This is a genomic window from Burkholderia sp. 22088, assembly GCF_052045915.1.
Lineage (GTDB): Bacteria > Pseudomonadota > Gammaproteobacteria > Burkholderiales > Burkholderiaceae > Burkholderia > Burkholderia cepacia.
Map to the genome: position 1 here is coordinate 501088 of NZ_JBQEPY010000002.1, position 19671 is coordinate 520758.

The 19671-nt window shown below is 64.9% G+C and carries 19 protein-coding genes and 1 pseudogene; 8 read left to right on the forward strand and 12 right to left on the reverse strand.

What is annotated here, in order from left to right; translation table 11 throughout:
• Positions 1-331: 331 nt before the first annotated feature.
• Both ACTJLD_RS05420 and ACTJLD_RS05425 read right to left on the reverse strand, forming a co-directional pair.
• Positions 332-2266, reverse strand: coding sequence for an SMP-30/gluconolactonase/LRE family protein (locus ACTJLD_RS05420; RefSeq protein ID WP_440658225.1), 1935 nt, complete (start codon positions 2264-2266; stop codon positions 332-334).
• 540 nt (positions 2267-2806) lie between these two features.
• A complete protein-coding gene (locus ACTJLD_RS05425; protein WP_060083017.1) occupies positions 2807-4111 on the reverse strand; it encodes a dicarboxylate/amino acid:cation symporter in 1305 nt (434 codons plus the stop codon).
• Between the two features lie 639 nt (positions 4112-4750).
• Here ACTJLD_RS05425 and ACTJLD_RS05430 point away from each other — a divergent pair.
• From ACTJLD_RS05430 to ACTJLD_RS05440, 3 genes are read left to right on the forward strand one after another with little or no spacing between them, the layout of a single operon-like run.
• The gene (locus tag ACTJLD_RS05430; RefSeq protein WP_060172432.1) at positions 4751-5896 is read left to right on the forward strand and encodes a glycosyltransferase; all 1146 of its coding nucleotides are present in this window, start codon (positions 4751-4753) and stop codon (positions 5894-5896) included.
• Positions 5896-6462 carry a hypothetical protein gene (locus ACTJLD_RS05435; protein WP_226113248.1) on the forward strand — a complete coding sequence of 189 codons (567 nt, stop codon included), beginning with the start codon at positions 5896-5898 and terminating at the stop codon, positions 6460-6462. Before ACTJLD_RS05430 ends, ACTJLD_RS05435 begins: the two co-directional genes overlap by 1 nt.
• Positions 6463-6485: 23 nt before the next feature.
• A complete protein-coding gene (locus tag ACTJLD_RS05440; RefSeq protein ID WP_136470042.1) occupies positions 6486-7220 on the forward strand; it encodes a polysaccharide deacetylase family protein in 735 nt (244 codons plus the stop codon).
• 26 nt (positions 7221-7246) lie between these two features.
• On the opposite strand, the gene ACTJLD_RS05445 is transcribed toward ACTJLD_RS05440, so the two are convergent.
• The 4 genes from ACTJLD_RS05445 to ACTJLD_RS05460 form a co-directional block, all read right to left on the reverse strand.
• The gene (locus ACTJLD_RS05445; protein ID WP_440658226.1) at positions 7247-8482 is read right to left on the reverse strand and encodes an MFS transporter; all 1236 of its coding nucleotides are present in this window, start codon (positions 8480-8482) and stop codon (positions 7247-7249) included.
• A gap of 363 nt (positions 8483-8845) precedes the next feature.
• On the reverse strand, positions 8846-9784 hold the full coding sequence (locus tag ACTJLD_RS05450; RefSeq protein ID WP_440658227.1) for an alpha/beta hydrolase: 939 nt from the start codon (positions 9782-9784) through the stop codon (positions 8846-8848).
• A 2-nt stretch (positions 9785-9786) separates the two neighbouring features.
• Positions 9787-10671 (reverse strand): alpha/beta fold hydrolase, encoded by an 885-nt coding sequence (locus ACTJLD_RS05455; protein ID WP_440658228.1) that lies wholly within the window; start codon positions 10669-10671, stop codon positions 9787-9789.
• 32 nt (positions 10672-10703) lie between these two features.
• Positions 10704-11759 carry a sugar phosphate isomerase/epimerase family protein gene (locus ACTJLD_RS05460; protein ID WP_440658273.1) on the reverse strand — a complete coding sequence of 352 codons (1056 nt, stop codon included), beginning with the start codon at positions 11757-11759 and terminating at the stop codon, positions 10704-10706.
• A gap of 110 nt (positions 11760-11869) precedes the next feature.
• Here ACTJLD_RS05460 and ACTJLD_RS05465 point away from each other — a divergent pair, with 110 nt between their 5' ends.
• The 5 genes from ACTJLD_RS05465 (at position 11870) to ACTJLD_RS05485 (ending at position 15579) form a co-directional block, all read left to right on the forward strand.
• A complete protein-coding gene (locus tag ACTJLD_RS05465) occupies positions 11870-12475 on the forward strand; it encodes a TetR/AcrR family transcriptional regulator (RefSeq protein ID WP_027790077.1) in 606 nt (201 codons plus the stop codon).
• A 100-nt stretch (positions 12476-12575) separates the two neighbouring features.
• Positions 12576-12776: a hypothetical protein gene (locus ACTJLD_RS05470; protein WP_440658229.1), complete on the forward strand. Its 201-nt coding sequence runs from the start codon at positions 12576-12578 to the stop codon at positions 12774-12776.
• A gap of 226 nt (positions 12777-13002) precedes the next feature.
• Positions 13003-13980: a chromate resistance protein ChrB domain-containing protein gene (locus ACTJLD_RS05475; RefSeq protein WP_027790078.1), complete on the forward strand. Its 978-nt coding sequence runs from the start codon at positions 13003-13005 to the stop codon at positions 13978-13980.
• Positions 13977-15155: a chromate transporter gene (locus ACTJLD_RS05480; RefSeq protein ID WP_060172438.1), complete on the forward strand. Its 1179-nt coding sequence runs from the start codon at positions 13977-13979 to the stop codon at positions 15153-15155. The genes ACTJLD_RS05475 and ACTJLD_RS05480 overlap by 4 nt, the downstream gene beginning before the upstream one ends.
• A 22-nt stretch (positions 15156-15177) precedes the next feature.
• Positions 15178-15579, forward strand: coding sequence for a hypothetical protein (locus ACTJLD_RS05485; RefSeq protein WP_440658230.1), 402 nt, complete (start codon positions 15178-15180; stop codon positions 15577-15579).
• Between the two features lie 156 nt (positions 15580-15735).
• Here ACTJLD_RS05485 and ACTJLD_RS05490 read toward each other — a convergent pair whose 3' ends face one another.
• The 6 genes and pseudogenes from ACTJLD_RS05490 to ACTJLD_RS05515 all read right to left on the reverse strand — a co-directional run.
• Positions 15736-16635, reverse strand: coding sequence for an MBL fold metallo-hydrolase (locus ACTJLD_RS05490; protein WP_440658231.1), 900 nt, complete (start codon positions 16633-16635; stop codon positions 15736-15738).
• 15 nt (positions 16636-16650) lie between these two features.
• Positions 16651-16758 (reverse strand): hypothetical protein, encoded by a 108-nt coding sequence (locus tag ACTJLD_RS05495; protein WP_319001180.1) that lies wholly within the window; start codon positions 16756-16758, stop codon positions 16651-16653.
• A 155-nt stretch (positions 16759-16913) separates the two neighbouring features.
• Positions 16914-17222: a transposase domain-containing protein gene (locus tag ACTJLD_RS05500; protein WP_440658233.1), complete on the reverse strand. Its 309-nt coding sequence runs from the start codon at positions 17220-17222 to the stop codon at positions 16914-16916.
• Positions 17222-18133, reverse strand: coding sequence for a LysR family transcriptional regulator (locus tag ACTJLD_RS05505; RefSeq protein ID WP_440658234.1), 912 nt, complete (start codon positions 18131-18133; stop codon positions 17222-17224). Before ACTJLD_RS05505 ends, ACTJLD_RS05500 begins: the two co-directional genes overlap by 1 nt.
• Before the next feature lie 129 nt (positions 18134-18262).
• Positions 18263-18958 carry a PqiC family protein gene (locus ACTJLD_RS05510; RefSeq protein ID WP_440658235.1) on the reverse strand — a complete coding sequence of 232 codons (696 nt, stop codon included), beginning with the start codon at positions 18956-18958 and terminating at the stop codon, positions 18263-18265.
• Positions 18955-19662 (reverse strand): annotated as a pseudogene (locus tag ACTJLD_RS05515) (MlaD family protein); the annotation flags it as partial. The gene ACTJLD_RS05510 and the pseudogene ACTJLD_RS05515, both read right to left, overlap by 4 nt.
• Positions 19663-19671 lie beyond the last annotated feature (9 nt).

A 19671-nucleotide genomic window follows, 5' to 3' on the forward strand; every position in this document is an offset into this window, starting at 1 on the left:
CTTCGGCATAAAAAACGCGGCATGGGGCATGCCGCGCGAGTTCACCGGCGCTGCAATGCGCCGGCGCAACCCGTCAGTCGATCCGGTTCATCGTCGTGGGCACGCGCAGTGCCTGCCGGTGCCGCTGTCATTGTGCCCGGAACCGCTTTTCCGCGTCGTGAGGTTTGGAACGGCCGCCCGGCGGGCGGTGAGGCGCGCGTTGCGCACGCCGCTCATTACGAACGCGTGATGTGGAAATTGCGTGGATGCGCGGTGGAAATCCCGCGAAATCGCGACGAATACGATGAGGCGTTCGCGAGCCCGGCCGCCGGTCGAGGCGGCCGCGCGTTCATCAAGGCGTCCACCGGTACACGGTGATGCTGTTGCCTTTCACGTTGTTCTTCATCACCACGTACTCGCCGTTCGACCGGCGGTATGCGCGAATGCTGTACATCGCATCGATCGCGCTGCTGGTATCCACGGTCGCGGGGCTCGCGTTGACCAGCGTCGTATCGAGAGTGCCGGTCGTCAGGTTGAACGCGTCGACGTTCGGCCACAGCGGCCCGCTGCTGCTGAACCAGTAGCCGACGAACAGATGGTTGCCCACCGCGTCGATCGATTTCGCGCCGCTGTGCGGCAGCGTGATCACCGGGTCCGGCTTCGTCGTATTGCCCGCGCTCCAGCCGTGATACACCTCGATGCGCGTGCCGATCGACGTCCAGTCGTTGGTCCCGATCGCGCCTTGCGCGAGCACCATCGTGTCGCTGTCCGCGAGATAGACGATGCGCGTGAGCGGCTGGATGCTGTCGGGCACGCGGGTCGCGACACCCGGCCCCCACGACGGCTTGCCGCTCGCATCGAAGCCGGTCAGCGGGTAGTGGGTAATCGCGCCGGTCTTGTCGAGACCGGCCCACACGCCGCCCTTGCTGTCGACGCTGAAACCGCCCGTCACGCGCCGCGTCGTGTTGAACGCGGGGCCCGGGATCGAGCCGTCCGGAATCGCGACATAGCCGTTCGCCGCGTTGAAGTGGAAGAAGTAGAAGACCGGCGGGTTCTGGCCGGCCGCGACGAGAATCCGGTTCGCGCCCACCGACGTGAGCAGACCGAAATGCTCGTCGCGCTGCGTGTCGTTCATGTCGATGCGCGGATCGGCCGGGTACGTGAACGGATCGACCGTGTTCGCGATGAACCTGCCGCCCGCGCTGCCGCCGTACACGTGCGTGCCGCCGTAGAACAGCGCACCGTCCGTGACCGGGTCCGGCGCGGCGATGCCTTCGAAGTTCAGCGACTGCAGCGTCCACCGCAGGCTGCCGGTGCTGCTGTACGCATGAATGTCGGTCGCGCCGTTGCGGCCGAGATCCCAGCTGCCGCCCCATGGATTGTTGAGCACGTAGAGATTGCCGCCGGTGTCCTTGCCGATCCCGACGATGCGCGTGAAGCGCTGCGCACCGACCTGCCCCTTGATGCCCGTCGTCGTGTCGAGATAGCCGCCGCGCACGCCGAAGGTGCCGGCCAGCGCGGGCCGGCCCGACACCGTATAGCGCTTGATGTTCTGGTCCGGGCCTTCGTCGCCCACCAGCAGCTGCCCGGCCGCCGCATCGAAATACAGCGCCGACGGCTGCGACCCGGACGGCATCCGGATCGTGTTCAGCAGCGCACCGGCCGGGCTGAAGCCGACGATCGAGCCTGCGCGCTTCTGCGCCACCCACACGTTGCCCGCTGCGTCCAGCGCGAGCGCGCCCGGCTCCGATACGCCGATATCCCGCTGCCACACGCCGTCGGTGGTGAACACGCGCACGCGATTGCCGTAGAAGTCGCTCGCATAAAGCAGCGAGCCGGCCGTCGCGAGCCCGGTGACGACGTCGATGCGCGGCTGGTTGGTGGCCGCGCTGACCTGGATCACGCGGTCGCGATACTTCGTCGAACGGATGTAGCGCCCCACCGCGCCGCTGCCGTACGTCTTGCCGGGCTGCAGCGCGACGAACAGCGAGGTCGCGTTGCCCGTGATCGCGCTGCCCTGGAACTCCGAGTGCGTGCCGATCGAGCCGACGCTCTTGCCGTTCTGGTAAATCGCGACACCGCCTTCGTCCTCGTCCCACATCGACGCCGTATAGATCACGCCTTCAGGCGCGACCCACATCGCACGCGCGACGTTGCCGACGTGGGCCGCAAGCGTGCCGTACGTGTTTGCCAGCCAGTCGGTGGTGTTGCGTGCGTGAACGGGCGGGGTAATCGCGGCGATCGCCGCGGCGAGCAGCGCGGCCTGAAACCGTTGTCTGGCGACCATGACGGATGCGCTCCTGAATGGTGCGAACACTCATATGAAGGGCCGGCCGGATGGCTTGAAAGCCGCAATACGTCAATTCTTCCGCTGAAGCATCCGGCGCAGTCGGTATTACGTACGGCATGCGTTCGATCATGCGCAGCGCGAGAATAGCGTTATATAAATCGAAAAAAATTGCGGATCGCGCGCGTCATTGCGCTTTTCGCGGGAACGGCTTCGACGGCATCGCCCGTGGCGCCCCTGCGCGCCGGCGGCAAGCATGACTGCGCGACAGTGAATGGTCACTTGCGCATCGAATCGGGGATCGGGAAATTCAGGCTCGTGCCTGCGGGAATATCGCCGCGGGTTCAGCGACGATCGATTGAAACGGCGAGTGCCTGTTTCGGAGAATCGGGAAAAGCCACGGCATTCAACGCGGATTCATTGCACCCGACAAATCGCCGGCCTGAATCCATTGCGAATCCAGGCCGGCGATCGTCCGTTACCGCGGGGCAGGCAACGCGCCACTAACGCCGCACTGCTGCACTGCCGCACCGCCACGCATCAAGCCGATGCCGAGGTCTCCGGCACCTTCACCTTCATGACGCGTCCGTTGTCCGGATCGTCGTCGTCGCGCGGGGCATCGAGCTGCCCTTCCCACTTCGCGACCACGGCAGCCGCGATCGAGTTGCCGACGGCGTTGGTGGCCGAGCGCCCCATGTCGAGGAACATGTCGACGCCCATGATCAGCAGCAACCCGGCTTCGGGCATGTTGAACTGGTTGAGCGTCGCCGCGATCACGACCAGCGACGCGCGCGGCACGCCCGCCATCCCCTTCGACGTGACCATCAGCATCAGCAGCATCGTGATCTGCGTGCCCAGCGGCAGATGGATGCCGTACACCTGCGCGATGAACAGCACCGCGAACGTGCAGTACATCATCGAGCCGTCGAGGTTGAACGAATAGCCGATCGGCAGCACGAAGCTCGAGATCTTGCGGTTTACGCCGAAGCGGTCGAGCGCATCCAGCAGCTTCGGGTAGGCGGCCTCGGAACTCGCCGTCGCGAACGACAGCAGGAACGGCTCGCGGATCAGCCGGATCAGCGTGAACGCGCGCTTGCCGAGGAACGTCACGCCGGCGAGCGTCAGCACGCCCCACAGCAACGCCAGTGCCAGGTAGAAGCTCGCCATGAACTTCGCGAACGTGAGCAGGATGCCGAGCCCCTGGGTGGTGATCGTCGACGCCAGCGCCGCGAACACCGCGACCGGCGCGAACCACATCACGGCGCCCGTGACCTTCAGCATCACCTGCGCGAGATCGTCGATCACGCCGGTCAGGCGCTTGCCCGATTCGCCGAGCGCCGACAGCGCGGTGCCGAAGAAGATCGAGAAGATGACGATCTGCAGGATTTCGTTGTTCGCCATTGCTTCCGCGATCGACTTCGGCACCAGGTGGACCACGAAATCCTTCAGCGTGAAGGCGCCCGTCTTCAGGTTGAGGGCTGCATCGGATGCCGGCAGCGGCAGGCTCAGGTGGCTGCCCGGTTGCAGGATCGTTGCGGTCAGCAGGCCGAGCAGCAACGACGTAAACGAAGCGATGAAGAACCAGCCGAACGCCTTGACGCCGACGCGGCCTACCGCGCTGCCGTCGCCCATCTGCGCGATGCCGACGGTCAGCGTCGCAAATACCAGCGGCGCGATGATCATCTTGATCAGGCGCAGGAACACGTCGGACAGCAACGACACGTACCCGGCGACCTCCTTCGCCATGGCCGGGTCGGGAAATGCGCTATGGCAGGCGTAACCCACGGCGATACCAAGAATCATCGCGACAACGATGTACTTGGTGATGTTGTGCTTCTTCTTCATTAGTAATCCAAATCACAAAGCGTATGTTGCTAACGGCTGGCTAACTTTCGCGCCCGGCTACGAATCGAAACCCACGTCTCTCTGGGTGCGACGAGTCCGCCTTTGGCGGTCGCCATGGCGGACAGGGGGGGCATTCTAACGCAAATGGCCCCCCGGCTTTCAAATCTGAAAGTCGGACGGGTTGATTTGCGTCCGGATGTCGTCGAAAAACCGGGTTTTGTCGCGATCCTGCCCGCTTCCTGATTGCTTCCTGCTCGCTTCGGGCCTGTTTTTCCGGCCCGGTCGGCGAGGGTAATCGGGCCACGCCACTGTTCGCGCCGGAATCGCCACGGTTCACATGCCGTCGGCAGGAAACCGCGCCGCCGGGATTCCCCCCTCCCCCACCGCGGCATCGCACGATGTGACGACACTGCAATCGATCGCGACACATCCTCACAAAGATGCGCAGACCTCGACACTACGGCACGTAATGCGTCTGTAATATTTCGAAACGTTTCGCGGTGCCCCCATCCGGGCATCGGTGCGCAATCACGCATCGGCAATGCGGAACCGGGTTCGAGTCATTGCTTTCAACACGTTGAGGCATTCATTTTCTCAGCAGTCCTGCCAAATGAATGATCGAGGAAAGGCAGCATCGTGATGAACATTCTGTATACCAACTTCCACGGCGACTACGGCGGCGGCCAGGACACCTACGTCCGCGACCTCGCCGCCGCGATGAGCCGGCACCATCGCGTGACCGTCGCGTCGCCGGAAGGCAGCCGCCTGTCGCGACTGCTGAAGGACAGTCCCGACGTGGCGATCTTCGACATGGAATTCAAGCCGCGCTGGAACCGGCTGTGCCAGGAAATCGTCCGGCTGCGCCAGCGGATCCGCGCCGAGCGCTTCGACATCATCCACGTCAACGGGTCCGCCGATCACCGGCAGGTGATGCTCGCGCTGCTCGGCTGCCGGTACCGGCCCGCGGTCGTGCTCACCAAGCACAACACCTATCGCGCCGACAGCTTCGGCAACGTGCTGCGCGCCCGGCTGGCAACCGACCACACCATCGCGGTCAGCGACTACGTGGCGAGCATGCTTGCGCTCCGGTCGCCGTACGGCAACGTCACGGTCGTCAAGCACGGCGTGCGCCGGCAGGCCGCGGAACAGCTGGCCGGCGACGAAATCCGCCGCCGCAAGATCGCGCTGTTCGGGCCGTCCGGCGCGGATGCGATCGTGCTGGGCAGCAGCGCCGGCACCGCGCCGGAGAAAGGCTGGATGGACCTGATCGCGGCGCTGGGCCGCCTGCCCGAACACGAGCGCGAGCGGTTTCGCGTGCTGCTGGTCGGCGCGGAACCGTCCGGCGAGCAACGCGAGCAGATCGAGCGGCACCACATGGCGTCGCGCACCGCTTTCACTGGGCGCGTCGACGATGTGCGCGCGCCGTTCTCGATCATCGACGTGTCGTTCGTGCTGTCGTACCACGAGAGCCTGTCGTATGCGTGCCGCGAGGCGATGTCGCTCGGCTGCCCCGCGATCGTGACGCGCGTGGGCGGGCTGCCCGAGAACGTCGAGCCGGGCGTGGACGGCTGGGTCGTCCCGCCGCGCGAGCCCGAGGCGATCGAGGCCATCCTGCGCGCGATCGTGCGCGAGCCCGCGTGCGTGCGGGCGATGGGACGCAGCGCGCGGCTGAAGGGCAAGCGCGAGTTCTCGTTCGACCGGTTCGTCGATGCGACGTTGTCCGTCTATCAGAAATCGATTCGACACAACCCCTATCGTTGGGTGACATCCATGAGGTCCGTTTAATGGCAATGAACATCTGGAAGAAGTACTGGGACCTGCGCACGCAGGAGTGCCCGTGCGACGTGCACTTCGTCGAATGGCTGGAATCCGCTCGTCTCAACGGCATCCGCATCTATCACTTCGGCACCGGCGGCCACCACCACGTCGGCGTGGAATGCGCCCGGCCGCACCTGAACAACACCGTCTTCGGCGTGACGGCGTCGCCGAAGGAATACAAGTCGTACGTCGATCTCGTCACGCGGCAACCGGAGGTGAGCAAGACCTACCTGGCCTATTTCGGCGACATCTATACGAGCAATACGGACCTGCTGCCGGCGTTCGACGTCGTCACGCTGTTCCATCTGTGCGAATTCCGCGACGAAACGAACAGCCGCTACGGCGCGAAGACCGACGCCGAAGTGCTCGACCTGTTCGCACGCCATACCGCGCGCGACGGCCACCTGCTGTTCTACAAGGGCTCGTCGGCGTACCGGAAGGCCGAGCCGATCATCGAGCAATGGGCAGCGAATGCCGATTTCACCGAAGTCGGCGACTTCAAGACCTTGCGGATTTTCCGCAAGGCCGCGTAATTCCCCGTTCCCGCGACCCGCTCATGCTGCTGTCCGCCACGCGCTACCCGATCCTGATGTATCACCAGATCCGCACGCTGCCGCCGCCGTCCGACCGGCTGCGCAGCCTGAGCGTCGCCCCCGACGCGTTCCGCCGCCAGATGATGCTGTTCAGGCGGCTCGGCTACCGCGGCCTGAGCGTGCGCGAACTGCAGCCGTACCTGCGCGGCGAGCGCAGCGGGAAGGTCTTCGGCATTTCGTTCGACGACGGCTTTCTCAACGTGCTCACGCATGCGATGCCCGTGCTGGACGCGCTCGGCTTCACCGCGACCTGCTACTTCGTCGCCGGCCGGTTCGGCGGCGAGAACGACTGGGATGCGGGGGCCGATACGGCGCGCTCGCCACTCATGACGTGCGCGGACATGCTCGCTTGGCGCGATCGCGGCCACGAAATCGGCTCGCATACGCTCGATCACGTCGCGCTGTCGCACGTGCCGGCCCACGTGTCGGAAGTCCAGATCATCGAATCGAAGCGGCGGCTCGAAGCGTTGAGCGGCCAGCCTGTCGAATCGTTCTGCTACCCGTACGGCGATCTCGACCCGCGCGTGCGCGACCAGGTCGCCGCCGCCGGCTACCGCAACGCGACGACGACCCGGCGCGGCTGCGCCGGGGCGTCCGACGATGCGTTCCTGTTGCCGCGAGTTCCGGTGGCGGGCGGGGTCGGTGCGATGCGGCTTTGGTTCAAGTGTGTGAAGGCGCGGGTTCGGAGGCGCGGGTAGGTCGCGCTGGTCGACTGCATTGATGGCTATTGTGGCCACCGGCTGCGGAAGGCGAGCAGGCCGGTCAGTGCGATCACCATGAACATGACCCATCCCGGCGCGAGCGCCGTCCAGCGTGCGGCTGCGCTGCCGATGAAGTTGCCCAGCACCCCGCCGATCGCCCACGAAATCGCCGACGCACCGAAATAACGGCCGGCGTTGCCGTCCGTCGTCAGGCCTGCGAGCGCGATGTTCGACGCGGGAAGAATCAGGCTTTCGCCAAACGTGAATACGATCGCGAACACGATCAGGATCGCGAGCGACGCATCTGCGCCCCGATCGCGGGCGACCAGCCATGCCGCAAGCGCAAAACAGCCGCACAACGACGCATGCCCGATCACCATCATCGATCGCCAGCCCGTACGCTGAAACCAGCCCATGCCGAGCCAGGCGGTGGCGATTCCCATCAGCGCATTCGTGATGTAGAACGGCCTCACGCCGTTGTAGCCGTGTGCGCCATGCGAAAAGGTCAACGGGATGAATACGTAAATCTGCGTATACACGGTCCAGAACGGGACAAGCGACCAACATAGCCGGCGAAACCGCCGGTCGCCAAACGCGACCAGCACGCCACGCAGCGGATGCGCGTCGACTATGTCGTGCCTGCTTCGCCCCGCGATCCACGGTGCAACCAGCGCGAGCGCCGTGAAGACCGCACCGCTCACCAGAAACGGCAGCGCCCCGTTCGTGTTCGGCACGACAATCAGCAGCGCCGGACCGATCAACGCACCGAGATTCAGCGCCAGGTTGTTCAGCGCGAACACCTTGGGACGCATGGCGCCATCGAGCGAGCCGAAGATCGAATACGCGGTCGTTTCGTAAAGCGCGGCGCCAAGCCCGGACAGACACGCCCACATCAACAGGCCCGGAAGCGATCGCGCAAATGCGAATCCTGCAAACCCGGCCGCACGGCAAAGCAGACCGAGCGTGGTCAGCACGCGGCTGCTGAAGCGATCCGCCGACGCACCCAGCAGCAGCGGCAACAGCCGGCTCGCCAGCAGATTCACCGTCAGCACGCTGGCGACGCTGCTCGCGTCCAGATGGCGCTCCATGTCCAGGAACGCGGCAAGCAGCGGCAGCGACCCGAACACCGACAGATTCACCAGGAACTGGAAGACCAGCAGGATCCGCGTCGACGCCGGCACGCCTTCCACGAATCCGGTGAGCCATGCGGCCGGGCTGTTGTCCTTCTGGCGAAACGGGTCGACTCTGTCGCCGGACACTCGGCGATCGCAATCATCCATCATGTTCTCCGCTGACGTTCGATGCCGGCCAGACGGAGCATGAAAAAAGCCCCGTCCGTTTCCGGCGGGGCTTGGGGTGGGTTCGACACACCGACCTACGACGCGCAACCTCCTCCCGGCCCGCCATTGGCGGTCGTGGTGGTGGTCGTAGTCGTGACGAAAAGTGCCTTCATGCGAAGAATCTAGTCAACCTGCTGTCGGCCGTCAATACGGCAGCCGTGTGACCGATCAAACAGGCAATCCGTCGAAACCACAGAAATCACTCAACCATTCCCGATATCGCGCGGCCGCCGAACCCTACAACCCTCCACGCACCTCGCGCCGCCCCCTTCGGCCATACGCTCACCGCTGGAAAGCCTTGCGCATCTGCGCGCCGGCCACGTCGAACACCTGGCGGGCTGCCGACGTCACGCCGGCCATATGGATGCACGCATGGATCATCCCCGGCAGCACGACGAAATCGGCCGCCACACTGGCCTCCCGCAATCGCTCCGCATACGCGTGCGCGTCGTCGCGCACCGGATCGTACTCGCAGGCCAGCAACGTGGCCGGTGGCAAACCCTCGAGCGAAACCGCCTGCAGCGGCGACACGCAGGGTGACCGGCCGTCGGCCGGATCGGTCAGGTACATGTCGAAGCAATACCGCATGACATCTTGCGTCAGGTAGTAGCCCTGCCCGCAAGTCCGATAGGACGTCGTGCTCATCGACGCATCCAGCGGCGGATACAGCAACAGCTGATGCGCGATCGACGGGCCGCCCCGCCCACGTGCGACCAGACACGCAGCCGCCGCAAGGTTTCCTCCCGCACTGTCGCCGCCGACGGCGATGCGCGCCGGGTCCAGCCCCAGGCCGGCCGCCTCGCGCACCACCCAGTCCAGCGCATCGCAGAAATCCTCCAGCGGCACCGGAAACCGGTGCTCCGGCGCAAGCCGGTAATCGACAGACAGCACGACGCATTGCGTCGCATTGGCCAGCGCGCGGCATGGACTGTCGTATAGCTCGAGCGTGCCGAGGCACCACCCGCCGCCGTGCGCATAAACGAGCGCCGGCCGGCGTGCCGCGCTTTCCGAAGCGACCGATGGCCAATAAGCCCGCACGCGAATCTGCTGCCCGTCGCGCGTGGGCACCGCGAAGGTTTCCGTATGGTCGACCGCTTCCAGCGGTCCATGCCAGCCCCGCAGTGTCGTATCGGTCGCCCGTCGCAACGCGTCCAGCGACGCGGGCGCCTCGGTCACGGCCAGTCGCTCCAGCAGTGATGCGATGTCGGTGTCGATCGGCATGATCAGCGGCTCCGCTCCAGGAAAGGCAGCAGATGGCCGATGAATGCGTCGGGTGCCTCTTCCATGATGAAGTGGCCGCAAGCCGGGACCACCGCGCCCTGCAGATCGGTCGCGTTGTCGCGCATCGTAACCAGCGGCGCATCGCCGGTGGCATGTTCGGCACCGATGGCGAGCACCGGCATCGTCAGCTTGCGCTGCGCCCGCGCCTGGTTCTGCCGGATCGTCTCCGGAATCGCACGGTAATAGGAGAAGCCGCCGCGCAAGCCGCCCGGTGCCGCATAGGCATCGATATACACATCGACGGCCACACGATCGCGCCGGAACGACCAGCGGTTGAACATGAACTCCAGATACGCCCGCTCACGGCCCGCAATCAGCGTCTCGGGCAGGTCGGCCAGCTGGTTGAACATGAAATGCCACAGGAAGATGTTTTCTTCCGGCGGGGCGAAGATCGACGGCGCGGGCGCCAGCCCGGGGATCACCGCCTCCGTGAGCGCCAGCGACTTCACGGCGTCGGGCCGGTCGCTCGCCAGCGCATAGGCCACCCACATGCCGACGTCGTGGCCGGCCACCTGGTAAACATCGAAGCCGAGCTGCGCAATCACGCGATGCAACGTCGCCGCCGTGTGCCCCGTGTCGTAACCCGCATGCGGCCGATCGGAATAGCCGGTACCTGGCGGATCGACCGCGACGGCCATGAAGCCGCGCGCGGCGAGCGCCTGCATCACGTGACGCCACGCGTACCAGGTTTGCGGCCATCCCGGAATCAGCAGGACCGGGGTACCGGCGCCGGCCGTGACGCAATGGATACGCTGGCCGTCGATGCGTACGTATTGGTGAGCAAAGCCTTGAGCGTCGGCAGACGACGACTGAAGTTGAGCGGACATATCGATGATTCCTGGCAGTGGGGGGAAACGGCTCAAGCGATGCCGAGCATGTCGTGGATTTGCCGTTGATCGACCGCGGCACCGGCGAAGTCGTCGAAGATGCGCTCCGTCACCCGGATGATGTGGTCATTGATGAACGCGACGCCTTCGCGCGCGCCGTCCTCCTGATTCTTCAGGCAGCACTCCCATTCGAGGGTGGCCCATCCTGTGTAGTCATACTGAGCAAATTTCGAAAAAATCGCCTTGAAGTCGACCTGACCGTCGCCAAGCGAACGGAAACGGCCGGCGCGCTCCAGCCACGAACTGTAGCCGCCGTAGATGCCCTGGCGCCCCGAAGGCAGGAACTCCGCGTCCTTCACATGGAACATGCGGATGTGGTCGCGGTAGATATCGATGTACGCCAGATAGTCCAGTTGCTGCAGCACGAAATGGCTGGGATCGAACAGCATCTTGCAGCGCGCGTGCTGGCCGACCAGCGCATGGAAGCGCTCGAAACTGACGCCGTCGTGCAGGTCTTCGCTGGGGTGAATCTCGTAGCAGAGGTTGACGCCGTTTTCGTCGCACGCGTCGAGAATCGGCCGCCAGCGACGCGCCAGCTCGTCGAAGGCCGTCTCGATCAGGCCGGCGGGCCGTTGCGGGAACGGAAACAGGTAAGGCCACGCGAACGAGCCCGAAAAGGTGCCCATGTCGGTCAGCCCCAGGCGGCGTGAAGCCCGTGCCGCCAGCTCGAGCCGATCCAGCGCCCATGCGGTGCGCGCGACCGGGTTGCCGCGCACGGCCTCGGGCGCGAAGTTGTCGCACATGGCGTCGTAAGCCGGATGCACGGCAACCAGCTGCCCGAAGATATGCGTGGTCAGTTCGCTGATCTCCAGCCCATGTTCGGCCAGCATGCCCTTCATGTCATCGCAATAGGCCTGGCTGTCCGCGGCGGTCTCCACGTCGAACAGCCGACCGTCCCACGCGGGAATCTGCAGCGCCTTGAAGCCGACGCCGGCCGCCCATCGCGCGATATTCGGCAGGCTGTCGAACGGCGCCGCATCGTCGGCGAACTGCGCGAGATGAAGACTGGGGCCCTTGAGAGTACGCATGATCGATCCCAATTGTTTGTCGATTGACAAAGAATAGAGTGCTGGAACGGCGCGTGTCAACACGGCGCGCGATAAAATCCGTGCACGATGTGACGACGGGCGAAAGGGATATGGCGGGACGACCGAGAGAATTTGATCGCGACATGGCGCTGAAACGCGCGATGCTTGCGTTCTGGCGGCGCGGCTACGAAGGCACGTCGATGTCCGACCTGGTCGAAGCGATGGGCATCGCGTCAGCGCGCATCTATGCCGCGTTCGGCAGCAAGGAAGCCCTGTTCCACGAGGCCGTGGCACTCTACGAGCAAGGCGAAGGCGGCTTCGCCGATCGTGCGCTCGGCGAGGAAACCGATGTCCGCGCGGCCGTCGAACGGATGCTGCGCGATGCCGTCGCCGCTTATACCAGGCGCGGCCAGCCGCACGGCTGCATGGTGGTGTCCGCCGCGACCAACTACTCGGCCGAAAACGAAGGTGTCATGGAATGGCTGGCCGCCCACCGGCGCGCACGCACGCAATCGATCGCCGAACGCTTGCAGCTCGCGGCCGAGCAGGGGCAGCTCGCGCGAGGCACCGACATCAAGGCGCTGGCCGATTTCTATGCGACGCAGTTGCACGGCATTTCCGTTCAATCCCGCGACGGGGTATCGAAAGAGCGCCTGCTCGCGTCCATCGGGCCGGCGATGATGCCGCTCGTGACGGCTGTGCGTGACGGCGCGTAACCCGGCCCGGTCAACCGACAGGACGGCCGTTTCAAGCTCGGGCAGATCGACCGGAAAAGCAACTCGACGGACGACGCGACGCCCGTCGACAATCCGGTGCATGACCGCACCGAACTATGAGCTCGTCGTCTTCAGGACAGATCTCCCCGACGATGCGCTCCCTGTCGGCAAAGGACAGGGGATGGAGCACACCCTGAAAACAATCGGGGAAGCGGAAGATATCGCGCCTGGCCACGACGCGCTGATCTGCAACAAGCCGGCCCGCTCTATGAAGCGGGGATGCAGACGGCACTTGTCGTGACGCCGTAGATCGTTCCGCCGGACTGAAATCCGGCCCGAAGCACCCGGGCGTCGTCCACCTCGTTCCGCATTACGCGATCACCCATCCCACGCTCACCCGAGCGAGGCGCGGCGCTTTCCTGGCGCGCCTCGTGCGAGCGGCTACCTGCCGGGAGGGCGTACGGGACTACACGCGATCGTTCAAATAAATTTTGTAGAAACAGCAACTGAGACGTAGACTTCGCTACATGAAATCTATTTCTACATGGTCGCTGCTTGTTCTGACCCTTCCGACGGAAAACGCGACGGCCCGCATGCGGTTCTGGCGCGCGCTCAAGGCGAAAGGCTGTGCGGTGCTGCGCGACGGCGTTTACCTGCTGCCCCACACCGAAGCGCATGAAGAGACGCTGCGTGAACTCGCGGGCGCGATTGCCGAAAGCGGCGGCGCAGCTCACCTGTTGCGCGCACCGAGTCTCGACCGGTCCCAGGAACAGGAATTCCGGGCGCTGTTCGACCGGGCCGACGATTACGCCACCTTCACACGCGCGCTCGCCGACGTGCGCAAGACGCTTGACGGGCAATCAGCCGCCGAGCTCACTCGCCTGTTGCGTCGCGCGCGCAAGGATCTCGACGCCATCCGGGCGATCGACTATTTCCCGGGCGATTCGGCCACCCGCGCCGAAGTCGCCCTGCAGGATTTCGGTGCGCTGGTCGACACGGTGCTGTCGCCGGGCGAGCCGCATGCCGCGGACCGCGTCATTCGTCCGCTCGCGATCGGCGAGTACCAGGGCCGCGCCTGGGCGACGCGGCAGCGGATGTGGGTCGATCGCGTCGCCAGTGCGTGGCTGATCCGCCGGTTCATCGACGCGCAAGCGCGCTTCATCTGGCTCGCGTCGCCGGCGGATTGCCCGGCTGACGCGCTGGGCTTCGATTTCGACGGCGCGACTTTTACGCACGTGGGCGAGCGCGTGACATTCGAAGTTCTGCTGGCCAGCTTCGGACTCGACAAGGACCCGGCCCTGATGCGTCTCGGCGAGATCGTGCACGCGCTCGATGTGGGCGGTTCCGCCGCGCCTGAAGCAGTGGGCTTCGAGGCCGTGATGGCCGGCACGCGCCAACGGACGGAGAACGACGATCAGTTGCTCGAGCAGATGGGCGCCGTACTCGACTCCCTGTATGCGCACTTCACATCGGACGGCAAGAGCGAAACCCCGGCCAAATCATGACGACAACCATCGCCACGACCGAACCGACCTACTCGCTTGGCGAGCTGGTCGCCTACATGCTGCGTCTCGGTACGTTCGGTTTCGGCGGACCGGTCGCGCTCGCAGGCTATATGCGTCGCGACCTGGTCGAGCGACGCGGCTGGATAACCGAGGCCGACTACAAGGAAGGGCTCACGCTGGCCCAGCTCGCACCGGGGCCGATGGCGGCCCAGCTCGCGATCTATCTCGGGTTCGTCCACTACCGCCTTCTCGGGGCGACACTCGTCGGGATCGCGTTCGTGCTGCCGTCGTTCCTGATGGTGCTCGCGCTCGGGTTCGCTTACGCGCATTTTGGCGGGCTGTCGTGGATGCAGGCCGTCTTCTACGGCGTCGGTGCCGCGGTGGTCGGCATCATCGCGATGAGCGCTTACAAGCTCACGACCAAGACCGTCGGCAACGACAAGCTCCTCTGGGCGATCTTCCTGACGCTGGCTGCCGTGACCTTCGTCACGGAATCGGAAATCGCATGGCTTTTCGTTGCCGCAGGCCTGATCGGCTGGCTGTGGCGCGCGCCGCCCAGGTGGCTGCAACGGGGCGGGCTGAATGCGGTTGCCGCCGCCAACTTGCCGGCAGCCAGCGGGCTATTGAGTGGCATCGACCTGCCGCAGCTCGTCCAGATCGGTGCGTTCTTCATGAAGGCCGGCGCGTTCGTGTTCGGCTCCGGACTCGCGATCGTGCCGTTCCTCTATGGCGGCGTCGTTACCGAACATCACTGGCTGAACGACAAGCAGTTCGTGGATGCCGTCGCGGTCGCGATGATCACGCCCGGCCCGGTCGTGATCACCGTCGGCTTTATCGGGTACCTCGTGGCGGGCCTGCCTGGCGCATGCGTCGCCGCGCTCGGCACATTCCTGCCGTGTTACCTGTTCACGGTCATTCCCGCGCCCTACGTGAAGAAGTATGGGCACCGTCCAGGCGTCAAGGCATTCGTCGATGGCATTACGGCTGCGGCAGTCGGCGCGATCACGGGCTCCGTCCTCGTCATCGCGAAGCGATCGATCGTCGACGTCCCGACCGCCCTGCTCGCCGTCACGACCGTGCTGCTGCTGTGGCGCTTCAAGAAGCTCCAGGAACCGGTGATCGTGACGGCGGCCGCCGTCATCGGACTCGTGGTTTTCCCGCTTCTCCGCCACTGACTCGCGTCACCGGGAAACGAACATGACGTACCAGGCCAGGACGTTGCCGTGCGATCGTCGTTCTCATGTTCGAGAGGACGACGCGAGCGACCGGGCAAGGAGCAAGCGATGCGAACGTGTTGCGTGGATTGCGCTGGCGATCGCGCTGTCCGTCGCGCTGCCCGGTTGCGACAAGACTGCGCCCGATCAGGTGGCCGGCGAGATCGTGACGCTCGAGCACGCGCCGGAGGCGGTGAGAGCAATGATCGAGCGTCAACGGCAAGGCGGCAATGTCGGCGTGATTCAGCGGCGTGTGAAGAACGGCAAGGCACGTTATGTCGTCACCATCGTGCAGGGTGGCCAGGAGCAACGCCTGAGCCTGACCGAGGACGGCCGGCTCATCAGCAGCCGCCCCGCTGGCGACGACGAAGAGGACGACGACTGACCTCGACGCGGCCAAGCACCGTACCTTGTTCGCGCATCATGCCCACGATGCTGCGGCTGCCGGCCGGCTTCGGCCTTCAATGAACCACGCGTGCACGCGACTGCGTAGTGCCATCCGCTCACGGTCGACATGCGTTGCATTTCATCGGTGACCTGCTCACCTTGCGTCGAAGTGAGCGTGCGGGTCAGCGGAAATGGCCTTGTCCGATTCCTGCAACGCCAGTTCCGCCGCAACGGCATTCGCCCCGGCCTTGATGAACACGTCGAGATCGGCCGTGGGCAGGAAGCGCTTCATGATCGCCTCCAGTTCGGCCTTTCCGGCATCGTCCAGGCTGCGAGTGCCGTTGGCGAGGCGGGCCACCGCCGCGCGATAGCACCCGATATAAGCACGCTGTGCGGCAATCATGTCGAGCGGCTTGCCCGCCTGACCGTGGCCCGTATAGAACAGTGCGATGTCGCCGGACCGACGTTCGAGCGCATCGAGGCTGCGCAGCCAGTCCGCCGTATGGCCGTCGTTCATGAAGGAATGGACGCCGTTGAACACCATGTCGCCGACGAAGGCGACACGCTGGTGGTTTCCCACGGCCCAGACCAGATCCCAGTTCGATTCGCCAGGGCCGAACTCTCTTGCCTCGAACGGCACGCCATCGAAATGCAGCACGTCGCCGTCATGCACGAGGCGATTCGGGAAGGTGCGCCGTGCCGGCCAATCGTCGCCGAACACCGACTGCCACTGGACTGCCTTGGCATCGTCGACACGGCGCATCGCCTCGTCGACGCCCCGCGTCGTGATGACCGGCACATCATCAAGATCGCGGATCAGCTCGCCGATGCCGTTATAGTGATCGGGATTCCCGTGCGTGATCAGCACCGCGAGCAAGGGTTTGCGCAATGCATCCAGCCGGTGACGCACCTCGCGCGCATCCGATACGGTCATCATGGCGTCGATGGCCACGACCCCGTTCGGCAATTCGACCAGAAAGGCGTTGGTGAGAAAGGTGCGTGCACCGGACGTGCACGTCACCACATTGATTTCAGGCCCGTTGAAATCGATCATTTGAAAGTGCTCTCGTCAAGAAGCTTTTGCTTTGTATTGGTCGGCCGCTCCGGCCCATACCGCGTATGCGGTTCCCAAAGGCAGGATCTTCAATGTGACGCTCATTCGCCACACGCTCGGCACGGCCGCCGCGATGGATATCGCGCCAGACAGTATCTTTGTGTCGCGCCCGGAACACAACTCCCGGTAATCCGGAAGCAAGAGCGATCGATCACGCCGCAAGCGGACTGGAGATGGCAAGCATGCGCGTTGCCTTCATTGGAAGCAGGCTGCAACGCTTACGCTTCGGTCGATTCGTGAGGATTGGAGCGCATATTCCAGGGTAGTAGCCTGGTGTAACCGTCGACCGTCTGCGCGAGCGGGAGACATTGAGGCAACCGGATCAGATGGTTGCACGGGCCGATCCCGTTCGCCTTGCAGGTCTCGACGAGCGAGCAGAGGTTGGCGCTGGTGTGCCGATGCTGCGCCTGGTCAGAAAGTGGATGCGTGACACACGCGACCGGAGCGGGTCGGGCGTAACGCCGGTCGACCGCGGTGAAGCCCGGAATCCGGATACGCCGTCGTCTCGGCATCGAGCGACGTCGCATCAATTGCCGGAATCCTCGATCGCCTCTTCGAATACGGCCTTGAACCAATCGATGAAAGTACGCAGCTTGTTCGGCATATGGCGGCTCGGGTAATACACGATGCTCACCGGCTTCGCTTCCGCAACGCTGCCTCGCATGATCTCCGTGAGCGACCCGTCGTCAAGATACGAACGGAGCGCAAAGCGGTAGCCCGAGATGATGCCCAGCCCCGCTAAAGCGCATGAAATGACCGCATCCGCGTCGTTCGCCATGACCCGGTTCCTCATCGCGACCGGCGCGGCCTTGCCGCCGACATGGATCTCCCAGGGTTTCAGTCCGGTCCCGTCATCCCATGCGGCTGCCACGGTCACATGGCCTTTCAGTTCTGCGAGCGTATGGGGTTCGCCGTAGCGTGCCAGATAGGCGGGCGACGCAACCATGATTCGATCGATCCACCCCACGCCCTTTGCGATCACGCTGTTCTCCCGCACGGTACCGATGTGGATCGTGCAATCAACCGCGTCCTTTGCGAAATCGAACGGGTTGTCGGAGATCGCCATCTCCACATCGAGTTTCGGGAATGCATCAAGCAACGACGGCAGCGCGGGAATCAGCACGCTCCGCGCAATCGCGGAGGACAGCCCGACCTTGATCCGCCCCTCCGGCGCGCGCCCGGCGCTCGCTGCCTCCGCGTTCATGTTGTCGATCTGTTCCAGCACGCGAACGCAGGCATCGTAGTAGGCACGACCCTCTTCAGTCGGACTGACGGTGCGCGTGCTTCGATTCAGCAGGCGCACGTTGGCCTGCTTCTCGAGGTACTGAACGAGGCGCGACACGGTGGCGGGCGCGAGATGCAGATGCCTGGCCGCTGCGGTGAAGCTCAAACAGTCGACCACGCGAACAAAGGCCTTCATCGCCACCAGGCGGTCCATAACGTCATCCTTTTACGATTGCATCGCCCGGTGGATGGACGGTACCTTCATCGCGTCATGGTCCCGTGCCACGCCTGCTTGTCGTCGATAGCCTGGGCAGACTGTGCGACGTCGGCCCGATAGCCGCGTTCATCGCGGCAAATTGAGGCAAGGCACAGTCGAAGCCAGTGACACGTTCGCTGCCCCGGATTGTCCCGATGCAGCCGCCTTCACGAATCGAATCCGCGATGCCTCCATCGCCTCGACACCTCCCGTGATCTGGCTCGCCAGTTCGGCAAGTGCGCGCCGGTGGCCGACCACGAGCGCGTCGTAGCCGTCGGCGACCGGTTCGGCGACGCTCGTGCGGCAGGTCATCAGTGCCTGCGTGCCGAGCGCGCGCACGCTCCACACGGCATCGACCGCCGCGCGTTTGCCCGGCCATGACTCGAAGCGCTGCACGTTCACGCTGATGCGATACACGGGCACGCCGGGCGGATAGGCGGAATTCGCGACGTCGATCGTGCCGAGCCGCGCGGTGAGATCGTCCGACAGCGCACGGCGGATCTCGTCGGCGGGCGGCGACGCCCAGCGTTCCTGCTCGAGCACGTCGACCTGCGCGGCGTTCTTCTGCACGACCAGCTGGTTCCTCGAGACCTGCTCGGGCACGCCGACCGACGGCACCTCGATCAGGAACGCCGGGTTGGCCGGCGCGGTGCGCAGCGGCGCCGCGGCGTCGGCCGGGCTGAGCGTGTAGAACCGCGCGGGCGGCGAACTGCACGCGGCGAGCGCGAGCGCGGCGAAGGCAGCCGCAGCACCGCTCGCGAAACCGTTCACGCGTGTCGTCATGGTTGATCTCCTGGCTTGCCCTTGAGCAGCGATTCGGGGTGACGCTCGAGATAGTCGGCGAGCATGTTGAGCGACTGCAGCGTGTGCGTCAGCTCCTTCAACGCGCCGCGCACGTCGGACTGCAGCGGCGAATCCTGCTGCAGCGTCGCTTCGGCGGCGGTGAAGGTCTGCTTCGCCGCCGACAAGGTGTCGCGCGCCTGTGGCGCGACCTGCGTGTCGAGCTGCTTGAACAGCTTGTCGGCATTCGACAGCGCGCTGTTCAGGTTCGCGCCGATCTGGTCGAACGGCACCTTGTCGAGTTTCTTCGCGATGTCGGCCACCTGGGACTGCAGCTCGTCGAGCGTGTTCGGCACGGTCGGCAGTTCAACCGTCTCATGACTGACATCGAGTTTCACTACCGGCGCCGTCGGGAAGAAATCGAGTGCGACGTAGAGCTGACTCGTCAGCAGGTTTCCGGTGCGCAACTGGCCGCGCAGCCCGTGCTCGACGAGTCGCTGCAGGATCTGTCGACGCTCCGGTTCGCCCTTGCTGCGAATCGCGTCCCGGAAACTCTTGCCGAGCCGTTCCGGATACAGATTCATCGTCACCGGCATCTTGAAGTTCTTCGCCTTCGCGTCGTAGTCGATGCCGATGTTGGTCACTTCGCCGAGCACGATGCCGCGGAAGTCGACCGGCGCACCCACGGCGAGTCCGCGCAGCGTGGCGCAAAACTT